The sequence below is a fragment of the Aeromonas popoffii genome (genome assembly GCF_000820025.1).
Classification (GTDB): Bacteria; Pseudomonadota; Gammaproteobacteria; order Enterobacterales; family Aeromonadaceae; genus Aeromonas; species Aeromonas popoffii.
Genome location: NZ_CDBI01000091.1, coordinates 241,784 through 253,105, shown reverse-complemented (window position 1 = coordinate 253,105; position 11,322 = coordinate 241,784). Strand labels below are relative to the sequence as shown.

Sequence of the window (11,322 nt, the reverse complement as noted above, 5' to 3'; positions counted from 1 at the left end):
ATGTGTTGCTGCGGGAGTGGAATTCTACTCAACCGCCTTCTCGAGTCAAGCCTTATTTTCAAAGGCTTTTCGAGGCACCGACTGGCTTAACTGCGTTGCCGCTTGCCCTGTCGATGTGGCGCATTATAGAGAGATTGATCGCGTTGGCAAGGGCCGCGATGCAATAAAACTGCAAAAATCGGCACTTATTTAGTTATTCATAACCAACCACAGCTTTTATACAAACTTATCCACAGAAATGCCGTAAAACGGTACGTTTAGCCTCATGAGTGGCCCGCGTTTAGCTGCTGGAAATGCCCCCTCGCATACCGATTCCCCCGATCATCTATCTATATAAGGAAGCGATCATGCCAGGCCCGCTTCTTTCACCCATGCTGCGATCAACGCCGCGGCCGGGAGGTCACGGCATCCCGACACATTCTGCCCCGCCCACAATGGCGAGAAGCCATGGTCACCAGCCTTCTCCGCCGCAGCGCGCAGTGGTACCAGCGCACCACTGGCATGGGGGAAGCCAGGTGCCGATAGCGAAAGCGGGCCCAGCTCCCGCATCAGCCGATTGACAATTCCCCTTGCCGGACGACCACTGTACAAGTTGGTCAGGGCCGTGTGCTGGCCCTGAGTCGACTGAATAGCCGCGCGATGCAGGGCAGAGGTTGTCGCCTCATGACAGCAAAGGAAGGCAGTTCCCATCTGGACAGCGCTGGCCCCCAACGCCAGGGCGGCCCTGATCCCCTTGCCATCAACTATGCCACCGGCGGCGATGACGGGCAGATCCACTGCGGCCACTATCTGTGGCAGCAAGGTAAAGGTGCCTTGCTGCAAGGCGAGATCCTCATTGAGGAAGTGGCCGCGATGGCCGCCCGCCTCCAGACCCTGCGCTATGATGGCATCGGCACCATGGCCCGCCAGCCACTGCGCTTCTGCTACTGTGGTCGCACTGGCAAACACTTTTGCACCCATGGCTTTCACCCGGGCCAACAGGCTCGGCTCGGGCAGGCCGAAATGGAAACTGACTACAGCGGGGTTGAACTCGGCCAGGATGGCGGCATGCTCGGTGTTGAAAGGGGCACGACTGGGCGCCGTCACCGTGGCCTCGGCATTCACCCCGAACTCGGCGTAGTAAGGTGCAAGGGTCTGCTGCCAACCGGTGAGAGCTATCGGATCCGGCTCAGTTTGCCGATGGCAGAAGAAGTTGATGTTGAACGGCCCCAGACCGCTGGCGGCAAACCGTGCCAATTCATTCGCCAGTTCGGTCGGGCTGAGCATGGCAGCCGGCAAGGAGCCCAGACAACCCGCTCCTGTGACGGTCAGCGCCAGTGCACTGTTTTGCACACCCGCCATGGGGGCCTGAATGATGGGATAACGCAACCCCAGATCGGCGAACAGGCTCATAACCCGGCCACCCGCTCAGGAGACGTAAGGACATCGGCTACAACCTGGCTGCGCGCCAGCGCTATGGCGCCATCGATGGCACCGCGGGCCTGCGGACTGTTCTGCCAGCAAGTCGATCCCAGCATGCTGGCCACCAGCTGCACTATGTGGCCCGTGTCCGCCTCGGCCAGCTCGCTCAGTGTGTGGTAGCCCAGCTGTTCAAGCCGCCCGATGACGGTGGGACCGACCCCTTTCACCCCAAGCAGCAAGCTTCGTTCCTGTGCCGAGAACTGTTTCATGTCAGTCATTGACCAGACTCCTTTCCGATGACGGTATGTGTTCATCAGGCCCACAAGGAACCTGATGAAGAGAAAAAGTGATCAGCGCACGCTGCGCAGCAAGAAATCCGGCTGACCGCAGGAGCGCAGTTCACGCTTTTGCATCTCGTCGGAACAGGTGACGGCAGCCGTCCCCGCCTTGTTGATGCAGAGGTAGACCTCCCGCAAGAAGCGGCCACCGTCGGCGCAAGCCACCGTGATGTTATCGGGGGCCAGCCAGTCGTTGGCGCTCGCCAAATCGACCTTGAGCTGGAAGAGGCTCTTGCGCAGGGGATCTGTCGGCGACTGATAAGCGGCCGGGATCTTCACCTTCTGACGCAAGTCGCTGGCCAGCTGATGGTACTGCGGCTGGTCGAGGCCGGAGCAGGTGCCGTGCTTCTCCCACTCATGGCGATAGAGGAAACGGCTGGGATAGAGCCCGGCAAACTGCAGCTCCATGTCGGGATCCAGCCGCTCACGGGAGCAGTTGCTCGGGTAGCCACGCTGATACTGGGGCCAGAGGCCGTGCAGCACGAATCCCAGCTGGCGGGAACATTGGTCCCGATCGGCCGGCTTGACGGCGCAATGCTCCGGCGACCAGGAGAGCGCCAGGGCATAATAGTCAAACTCGCCCGCCTCCCCCTTGGCCTGCACGGCAGAAGAGAACCAGAGGGAGAGCAGCAGGGTGCCGAGCAGGACAACAATCTTCTTCATCTTGGGTATCCAGCGTTATATCAACAGAGTACCAGGCGGGCCACACGGCCCGTTCGGCAGAAATCATGCTCCCATAATTTGCGCGTCGGGAACACCCCGACAAAATACGTGCACGACCCCAAGGGTCAGACCAGTCAGGGGTTCCCCCTCCCCGCCCACAGGCGTAAGCTGACCCACCGGCAGGCCTGTGGCCTCGCCTTTTTTCCCATCCCGACTTCATCTTCAACAGGATGTAACATGATCCGCAAGAATCCTTCCGGCCACCTGCCGGTCATCGACGAATCAGCCTATATCGACAAGACTGCCATCATCTGTGGCAAGGTGATCATCAAGGAAAATGTGTTTGTCGGCCCCTATGCGGTGATCCGCGCCGACGAGGTGGATGCCAACGGCGAGATGGAACCCATCGTCATCGGTGCCAACTCCAACATTCAGGACGGGGTGGTGATCCACTCCAAGTCCGGTGCCGCCGTCACCATCGGCGAGTACACCTCCATCGCCCATCGCTCAATCGTGCACGGCCCGTGCGAAGTCGGTAACCGGGTCTTCATCGGCTTCAACAGCGTACTGTTCAACTGTCACATAGGTGAAGGTTCAGTGGTACGCCACAACTCGGTGGTGGATGGTTGCGATCTGCCGCCCGGCTTCTATGTGCCCTCCACCACCCGCATCAACCAGCAGAGCGATCTGGCAGAGATCCCCAGAGTCACAGTGGATGCCACCGAGTTCTCCGAGGACGTGGCACACACCAATATCGATCTGGTCAAAGGGTACAAGGCACTCTCGAACGAGTTCTGATCCGTTTCTTTATTACCAGACAACCAAACGGGCGCCGAAGCGCCCGTTGCTATTTCTATCTCGCTTATATCTGTACGGATCAGGAGCACTTCTTCAGGCTGATATGCCAGTTGGCGCCCGACTGCACCTGATGCTTGGCGGCAAAGCTATCCATATTGAGGGCAACCGACACCTGCAGCAGGCTGTTGAGGTAGATCAGCGGCTGGCCTTCTGCTACATCGCCAAAGCTGCTGACATAGGGCGCCTTGCCGTCGAACTTGACCGCATCCCCTTCGCTGATCTTGATACAGGCGCTGTCTCCCTTGTTGATCCCCGCCTTGGTGAGCAGCGCATCATCGATATTGGTCCAGACATTGCCGTACTGCACATCGAGGATCGGGATGGTGCCCTTGAGGGTGCCATCCTTGTCAGCAACTGCTGGCTGATAGGGGATCTTCACCACTTCGGCGGGCAGTTTGGGGCCGACCTGCTCGTAGCTGATGGCACCGGAGGCAAGCCGTGCACCTATGTAGGCATACACATCGCGGCCATGGAAGGTATAGGACTTCTCGGAGCCCTTGAGGCGATTGAGTTTCTCATCGATCTGGCGCACCGCCTCGATGCCAAAGTGCTCGGCCACCAGCGTCAAGGTACCGTTATCCGGGGTGACGATGTAGTGGCCGCTCTTGGTCTTGAGCACCACCGAGTGGCGGTCGGTGCCCACGCCAGGATCCACCACGCTGACAAACACAGTGCCTTTGGGCCAATACTGCAAGGTCTGGTAGAGACGGTAAGAGGCTTCCCAAATGTTGTAGGCCGGGATCTCGTGGGTCAGGTCATAGAGCGGCAAGTTGCGATCCACCCCGAAGGCGACTCCCTTCATAGCCGATACGGCGCCATCTTTGAGACCGAAATCGGTCTGGATCACCAGCGCTTCGTTGGCGGCGGCAATGCCGCTGGCCAGCATGAGGGCGAGCGCGATGGCGCGGGGAGCGGTGCGAATATCCATATCTGAACTCCTGAATCATCTGAGGATAGCGAAACGGCATCCGCCATTTGGACATCCAGACTGCCATCAGTGGATTTTTTTGCAAGGGGTTTGCATCAAAGTGAGATGTGACGCGCAGAAAATGTGCTCACCCAACGGCAACGGCGGAAGTATCAAGGGCAGAATGAGAACAGGTTTACAACACAGGAGCTCAGCATCATGGCACAGCCGCACCCGAGACGAGGACCCTGCTGCTGGAGATTGGTGAACAGAGCAGCCAAGTCTGGCTGAATCAGCCTGATACCGCCCTGTTACCATTCCAGCTGGCCTTCGGCACTCACGCCATCCAGCCCAGACCGTTTCGCAACGCGCAGCCCACCCCGCTTGAGCTGGATCGAGCCATCATGGTGGTGAAGGATGAATTGATGCGCATCGCCCCGCAGACCCCGCCCGGCTTGCAGTTGACCCTGCGCAGCCAGCCTTCGCTGGCGGAAGCATTGGGGGACAATCAGCTCAGCCGGGATCTGGTGGAACAGGCTTTCGGCCAGCTGGCCGCGCCACGGCTAATCAGGTCATCGTCCTCGGGAATAGGCGACCGCCCATTGCCGGTGGCCGACCCGGGTGTTAGCGATGACCGATGCCTGCCGATTCTCCCGGACTTGCTTTGACGTATACTCCAGCTAGTCTGGCGACCTACCAACAATATCCCCCCACTTTCACTCCGGAGACTCCCCTCACTATGGCTTGGCATAAGGTTAGAAACGAATATTCCAAACTGACGCTGCTGGGAGTAACCCTGCTAATACTGACCGGATTGGGCTCAGTGTTCTATTACACCTATCATAGCCTCCGGCGCGACATGAATCTCATCACCGCCAAGCAGAAGAACGTGTTCGACGTTTTCTACCAGCGGGCCAAGATCCTTGAAGTGGAGAACATGGTCCGCTACGCCGATCTGCACCTAGGGCAGGATATCCCCGCCCCGGTGAGCGGGCCAGACACCGACTACCTCTATGGCTTCGACCTGAAAACTCAACAGCGTTTTGCCGATATTCCGCTGCAATATCCGGCCGCCAACCTGCTCAATACCTTCCGTTATGCCCTCTCCTACCCGGAAGTAAACAACATCTATACCCTCTGGAATGACCATCGTTTGATCGGCATGGTGGCCGACAACAATGTGCTGCCCGCCAAGCTGGCGTCGTTCGAGATGGATCTGATGGCGCAGCCCGCCTGGTATCACTACTTCGGTTGCGCCGATTTTGCGCCCAGCCGCACCTTCTGCAGCGCCGATGAAGCCTTTGTCTCCGATATCGAGATCGACAGCTTCAGCATGCGTAACACCATAGTGATGTACTTTCCCTTCATCCATCAGTCGGGGCTCGGCAGTTACAAATACGGCCTGCTCGGGATCAACATCTCCGTCGATGAGGCGTTTCGGGATGTACTGTTACCCTTCACCAATATCAACCCGACCCGCGCAGCCGTTTCATTCAACGTTGCCGAACCCTGCCGTCCCTTCCATCTCTGCCTGAAAAAGTCACTGATGCGCACCAAGGCGGGGACGGATCTCTATCTGAAGTGGTCCTACTCCTGGCTCGACTTCATCAAACTGACACTGCACAGCGCCGCCTTCGAGATCTATCTTATCGCCCTGCTGTTGCTGATGGTCACCTGGAAACAGCTCTACCTGCGGCTGCGCACTCTGGCTCACACCGACCACCTGACCCGACTGCCACGGCGAGACATCCTCAACCAGAGGCTGCTGCACGAGCACGACTACCTGATGATCCTCGATATCGACAACTTCAAGTCGATCAACGATCTGCATGGTCATAGCATCGGCGATGCCGCGCTCACCGCCTTTGCGCGTTACCTCAAGGGCAACATTCGCAAGATCGATACCGCCATTCGCTGGGGAGGGGAGGAGTTTATCGTGCTGTTTCGGGGGATGGGGAATGACGACATGATGAGCCAATCGGCCAAACGCTTGCTAACAAGGCCCCTGCAGATCCCCGAACTGCCAGATCACATCACCTTTTCTGCCGGGGTGATCCGCATCCGCGACTACCTCACTGTCACCGAAGCGGTCCATCTGGCCGACGAACTGCTTTATCACGTCAAACAGCACGGCAAGCACAACATCGCCTGCTACGAGGGCACAACGATCCGGCTGATCCGCCCGTTGCCGGACGAAGCCGAGTCTGCATAGCCACCTTCTGCCGATCCCCCTGCTTCTGTTACCATCGCGTCCACGATGACTGTTTCTGTCGTGGCCCTGACCGCGATAACCCCACACTGGTGCCCCTATGTCCATTGCCTCCTTTGCCGAACTGGCCCTCTCCCCCCGTCTGCAGCAGACCCTGAGCGAGCTCGGCTATGCCGCGCCCACCCCCATTCAGGCCCGCGCCATTCCCACTATTTTGGCGGGGCGGGATCTGATGGCAGGTGCCCAGACCGGCACCGGCAAGACCGCCGCCTTTGTGCTGCCGCTGCTGGAACAGTTGCAGCAACAACCGCAAGAGGGATCCCCCCGCCCGATCCGCGCGCTGATACTGGTGCCGACCCGCGAGCTGGCGGTGCAGGTCTTTGATAGCGTGGCGCGCTACGGTCAGGGCACCAGCCTCACCAGCACGCAAGTCTACGGCGGGGTGAGCATTGCCGCCCAGGTGGAGGCGCTTCAACAAGGCGTGGATATCCTGATCGCCACCCCGGGTCGGCTGCTTGACCATCTGCGGCAAGGAGCCTTGAGCCTTGGGAGCCTCAGCCATCTGGTGTTTGACGAGGCGGATCGCATGCTCGACATGGGCTTTATGGACGAGATCAAGGCACTGCTCAAACAGATCCCGGCGGATCGCCAGACCCTGCTGTTTTCGGCCACCTGCGATGACAACCTCTACGCCCTGAGCCGCGTATTGCTGCGCGACCCTGAGCTGATTGAAGTGGCGCCGCGCAACACCACTGCGGCCGAGGTGGAGCAGCGGGTCTACACAGTGGATGGCGAGCGCAAGGTGGCGTTGGTGGAGCACCTGATCAAGGTGAAAGAGTGGGCGCCGGTGCTGATCTTCAGCCGCACCCGTCAGGGGGCCGACAAGCTGGCCCAGCAGCTCGGCAAGGCGGGCATCAATGCGCTCGCCTTCCACGGCGATTTGTCGCAAGGGGCGCGGGAAAAGGTGCTGCTGGCGTTTCGCGCCGGCACCCTGCAGGCGCTGGTGGCCACCGACGTGGCGGCCCGCGGCCTCGATATCTTGGATCTCAACTATGTGATTAACCTCGAATTCCCGTTTGTGGCCGAGGATTACGTCCACCGTATTGGTCGCACCGGCCGCGCCGGCAACAAAGGGCTCGCCATCACCTTGTTCAGCCCGGAAGATGCGCCGCTGCTGGAGAAGGTGGAAGCGGTGCTCGACACTCGCCTGCCCCAGCAATGGTTCCCGGGCTTTGAGCCGGATCTGACCCGCTTTGAGCCCGAGCCGCGCCGCAACAGCAAAGCGGCCCAGAAGCAGCGCGCCAGAAAGCAGGCGCTCTCTGGCAACCAGAGTGGCAAGGGCAAGCGTTAAACCGCCCATTCACGCCCGACAAAAAGCGCCCGCACGGGCGTTTTTTGTTATTCGATACAAGCCAACTCCCCCTTGGCGACCCACTGCGCCAGCCACACCTTGAAGACGAAACCGATAACGATGCTGACCAGCGAGGCCCACATCCCGGTGATAAAGGCCTGCTTCAGCCGAACGAGGGATTTATATTGCATATCAATTGCTTATTACTACAAGTCCAGAGAGGAAAAGATCTTATGGGAGGATCCGCATTGAGAACCCCCCTTTTTAGGTCAGCCATCAAGCGCCCTCACATCGCTATTTATCAGGGCCACCCCCACCCTCTATGTCACCAGCCACTCCTTTGGCATGATTGTTACATTAGGAATCTATCAATTCCCCTTTTATAGTGTGGGTTCAAATGCAACTTCAATCGCTAACCTCGATACATCAAATAAGAGATCTCATGAAAAAAATCACGCCCCCCCGGTTAGCCGCACTCTGCATAGTGTTGCTGGCGGCCCTCTGTTGGTCACTCCCCACTCCGACCGGGCTCGCTCCGGCGGCCTATCACACGGCCATTCTGTTTATCGCCACCATTCTGGTCATCGTGACCAACATAGCGCCGACCGGCTATATCGCCATTATCTCTCTGACCCTCTATGCCGTACTGCGCGCCGGTGGCGAAGCGACCCCCAAGGCGGCCATTGAGGGTGCACTGGTCGATTTCAACCATCCATTGATCTGGCTGATCGTGATCGCCTTCATGATTGCCAGCGCCTTTGCCAAGACCGGGCTCGGCAAGCGTATCGCCTTGTTGCTGCTCAGCCGCTTTGGCCAATCCACCCTGCGCTCCGCCTACTGTCTGGCGGTGGCCGACTTTATTCTGGCCCCTGCCACTCCGAGCAATACGGCGCGCGCGGCCATTGTCGCCCCCATTGCCAACTCGCTGGCCAAAACCATCAACAAGGATGACCGCAAGCTGGGCCAGTTCCTGCTCTCCAGCGTCAGCGCCATGAATGACGCCTCGGCGGTCGCCTTCAGCACAGGTTTTGCCGGTAATCTGGCATTGGTGGGCATTGCCGCCAGCGTCGCGGGCATGGCCATCGGGTTTCGGGACTGGGCGCTCTACCTGCTGCCACCGGCCATCGGCCTGTTGCTGGTCATCCCATTCGTGCTCTATCTGGTGATCCGGCCTGAAACCCGTGACACGCCGGATGCCCCGCGCTTCGCCCGGGAAGAGCTGGCCAAAATGGGCCCCCTCTCCCGCCACGAGAAGAGCCTGCTGGGCGTGTTTGTCGGGCTGGTCGTGCTCTGGGTCGGCGGCAGCACGTTGGGACTGGATGCCACGACCGTCGCCTTTCTCGGTCTGGCCGCCCTGCTGCTGCTCGGCGTACTGAATTGGGATGATGTCAAAGGCAACAGCGCCGCCTTCGATACCCTGATCTGGTTCAGCGTGCTGATGGGGATGGCCGACAACCTGAAACGGGTTGGTTTCACCGGTTGGCTGGGTGATGAACTCTCTCACTTTATGCACAACATGCTGGGTGGTTTTGGCACCATCCCCATGCTACTGGTGGTGATGGGTCTCTACCTGTTTACCTCCTATGCCTTTGCCTCGGCCACCGCCAAGGTCGTTGCGCTGGCACCCGTGATTGCCGGTGCCCTGCTGGCGGTCGGCGTGCCCAAGGAGATGGTGATCTTCAGCATCGCCGCCATCACCAACGTGGGCTGTAACCTGGCAACCTACTCCCACGCCCGCATCCCGCTGTTGCTGGGGATGGGTTATCACACCAGCGCGGAGTGGATGCGCATCGGTCTGGTGATCGCCCTGGTGGGCTTTGTCGTGGTGATGTCTATCGGTTTGACCTGGTGGCAATTCCTGATCTGACACCATGAGGGCCCATCACGGGCCCTCATCCATTGATGCCTCTCAAGCTCCGGCATCCGCCTTGAAGAGATCGTGGTAGTGATCGATAAACGCAGGGCCCTGTAGCGGCGAGTCGTGACCACAGATCACCCTCTTGATCGGCAGCGGCATCCCTTTAAGCCGCGCCAGCGACCGGGGATAGATCTTCACATCGGCAAAGCCCAGATTGCCCAGCGTCTCCTTGAAGTAACCTTTCATCCTCTTGCTCCCTCGACAGATCAAGCCCCTTGCCCCCCAGGGGCAAACCGGGCCTTTTACGCAGTGAGCAGAAGATACGGGGGATGTGTGAGGGGAAAATCGGCTGCTGTGACGACAAGGTGAAGCCTGGAGGAAGTCAGGATCGAACCAAGAAAAATTGCGGTTGGTAGTGCGAGGAATGGAGAAAGGTAAATAGTCAAAGCATTCAATCACCGCCGTGATGTAGGGACGATTAGCGCAGCGTAATCGGCCGCATACCGCCGCGCACCGAGTCATGGCAAAACAGGCAAGAAACTCTGGATATCAGCGGCTTCTCGAAGACCTCCCTTTCGCGATCGTCCGAATACGCTTTGCTATTCGAACATACAGTCCTAAAAAGTCATCATCCCCCCCCCTATCGCAGAAAATCCGCGAAAGATTAAAAAACACAACACTGCATCCTTTTTTAACAAAAAAAAAAGATATACATTGACTCAAATGCATCCCACAAATAATGTTATAAGCATAGATAACACATTTTTCACATTCTTGCAGTTAGCTGTAATGTCTCACTTATTTAAGGTGGTTTATGTCATTTTTAACACCAGCAAAAAAACTACCATTTTTTATATTTGATAATCTCATAATTAGAACAGCTACATTAAACGATATGAATAGTGTCTATAGCATGGGTTTTGATGCTTGGGGAGACGGATTAGAACTCAGCACATATCTACTTTCTTGTAATCGTTCTGAAAAATATAAAAAAGGAACTTGGTACATACTTGAACAAGATGGCTATTTATTGAGTTCCGTCATATGCTATGCGCTACCTTCTATTTCTGGAGTGTCAACTATAGGAATAGGTTCTCTCTCTACTCCCCCAGATAAAAGACGAAATGGCTTTGCCAGAAGCCTATTAAACGCAGTAACAACAGAGTACTACAACCGATTTCAAACAAGAGCATTCATTCTTTTTTCCGATATTAACCCTGACTACTACAAGATATCAGGATTCGAACCTTTACCAGATCCCCTCCAAAAGAAAGAAGATACTACATGTATGGTTCATTGTAATAATATCGACCTAAAGATAATAATTGAAAGCATTAAAAACAATGACATATTATATTTCTAACCTTTCCGCTGTTTTGTAGAGTTGTACGGCGTTAATAGGATGGTCGCCCCTCCCATTAACGCCTCTTGAAACACATTTTTCAGAGCCAGCCACTCCTTGGCTGGCTCTGCTCTGCTATCAGGAACTAACACCAATCACCCCAACGGCGGCGTACGTGGCGGCACCTGGCGCTTGCTGCCGATGGACTCAAAGGCCGAGGCAACGCGCAGCAGGTTGTTGTCGTCATAGGCGCGACCGGCGAAGGTCAGCCCCACCGGCATACCGATATCGGCCATCACCCCCATGGGGACTGTGACGGTCGGCACACCGAGATGGCGAATGGCGAGGTTGCCGTTGGCAACCCAGATGCCGTTGCTCCAGGCGATATCGGCGGA

The 11,322-nt window shown here is 57.4% G+C and carries 13 protein-coding genes and 1 pseudogene; 7 read left to right on the top strand and 7 right to left on the bottom strand.

Translation table 11 applies throughout. The features are described from left to right. Positions 1-193, top strand: a 193-nt coding sequence (locus BN1129_RS24055) for a hypothetical protein (RefSeq protein ID WP_209418533.1), incomplete at its 5' end; no start/stop codon positions are given. 152 nt (positions 194-345) lie between these two features. Here the strand turns inward: BN1129_RS24055 and BN1129_RS20035 are convergent. The 3 genes from BN1129_RS20035 to BN1129_RS20025 form a co-directional block, all read right to left on the bottom strand. Further along, positions 346-1,392 (bottom strand): NAD(P)H-dependent flavin oxidoreductase, encoded by a 1,047-nt coding sequence (locus BN1129_RS20035; RefSeq protein ID WP_042038917.1) that lies wholly within the window; start codon positions 1,390-1,392, stop codon positions 346-348. After that, positions 1,389-1,679, bottom strand: coding sequence for a Pathogenicity locus (locus BN1129_RS20030; protein ID WP_042038915.1), 291 nt, complete (start codon positions 1,677-1,679; stop codon positions 1,389-1,391). Before BN1129_RS20030 ends, BN1129_RS20035 begins: the two co-directional genes overlap by 4 nt. 72 nt (positions 1,680-1,751) lie before the next feature. Continuing rightward, complete coding sequence (locus BN1129_RS20025; RefSeq protein ID WP_042038914.1) at positions 1,752-2,402, bottom strand: ribonuclease T2 family protein; 651 nt, start codon at positions 2,400-2,402, stop codon at positions 1,752-1,754. 237 nt (positions 2,403-2,639) lie between these two features. On the opposite strand from BN1129_RS20025, the gene BN1129_RS20020 reads away from it, so the two are divergent. After that, on the top strand, positions 2,640-3,200 hold the full coding sequence (locus BN1129_RS20020) for a gamma carbonic anhydrase family protein (RefSeq protein WP_042038913.1): 561 nt from the start codon (positions 2,640-2,642) through the stop codon (positions 3,198-3,200). 79 nt (positions 3,201-3,279) lie between these two features. Here BN1129_RS20020 and BN1129_RS20015 read toward each other — a convergent pair whose 3' ends face one another. Continuing rightward, positions 3,280-4,188, bottom strand: coding sequence for an SAM hydrolase/SAM-dependent halogenase family protein (locus tag BN1129_RS20015; protein WP_042038912.1), 909 nt, complete (start codon positions 4,186-4,188; stop codon positions 3,280-3,282). Positions 4,189-4,592: 404 nt separating this feature from the next. Here BN1129_RS20015 and BN1129_RS24300 point away from each other — a divergent pair, with 404 nt between their 5' ends. The 3 genes from BN1129_RS24300 to BN1129_RS20000 all read left to right on the top strand — a co-directional run bounded on the left by BN1129_RS24300 (position 4,593) and on the right by BN1129_RS20000 (position 7,727). Next, a complete protein-coding gene (locus BN1129_RS24300; RefSeq protein ID WP_244463089.1) occupies positions 4,593-4,835 on the top strand; it encodes a hypothetical protein in 243 nt (80 codons plus the stop codon). Positions 4,836-5,026: 191 nt separating this feature from the next. Next, entirely contained in the window at positions 5,027-6,379 is a 1,353-nt protein-coding gene (locus BN1129_RS20005; protein ID WP_244463088.1) for a GGDEF domain-containing protein, read from the top strand. Between the two features lie 97 nt (positions 6,380-6,476). Next, positions 6,477-7,727 carry a DEAD/DEAH box helicase gene (locus BN1129_RS20000; protein WP_042038909.1) on the top strand — a complete coding sequence of 417 codons (1,251 nt, stop codon included), beginning with the start codon at positions 6,477-6,479 and terminating at the stop codon, positions 7,725-7,727. 47 nt (positions 7,728-7,774) lie between these two features. Here BN1129_RS20000 and BN1129_RS23635 read toward each other — a convergent pair whose 3' ends face one another. Then, the gene (locus tag BN1129_RS23635; protein WP_157013490.1) at positions 7,775-7,918 is read right to left on the bottom strand and encodes a hypothetical protein; all 144 of its coding nucleotides are present in this window, start codon (positions 7,916-7,918) and stop codon (positions 7,775-7,777) included. Between the two features lie 251 nt (positions 7,919-8,169). On the opposite strand from BN1129_RS23635, the gene BN1129_RS19995 reads away from it, so the two are divergent. Then, on the top strand, positions 8,170-9,594 hold the full coding sequence (locus BN1129_RS19995) for a DASS family sodium-coupled anion symporter (protein WP_042038908.1): 1,425 nt from the start codon (positions 8,170-8,172) through the stop codon (positions 9,592-9,594). Positions 9,595-9,636: 42 nt separating this feature from the next. Here BN1129_RS19995 and BN1129_RS19990 read toward each other — a convergent pair whose 3' ends face one another. Then, positions 9,637-9,831, bottom strand: coding sequence for an MBL fold metallo-hydrolase (locus tag BN1129_RS19990; RefSeq protein ID WP_042038907.1), 195 nt, complete (start codon positions 9,829-9,831; stop codon positions 9,637-9,639). 568 nt (positions 9,832-10,399) lie between these two features. Between BN1129_RS19990 and BN1129_RS22885 the strand changes: the two genes are divergently transcribed. After that, positions 10,400-10,948 carry a GNAT family N-acetyltransferase gene (locus tag BN1129_RS22885; protein WP_084204711.1) on the top strand — a complete coding sequence of 183 codons (549 nt, stop codon included), beginning with the start codon at positions 10,400-10,402 and terminating at the stop codon, positions 10,946-10,948. A gap of 134 nt (positions 10,949-11,082) precedes the next feature. Here the strand turns inward: BN1129_RS22885 and BN1129_RS19985 are convergent. After that, positions 11,083-11,322: pseudogene (locus BN1129_RS19985) on the bottom strand (amidase family protein); the annotation flags it as partial.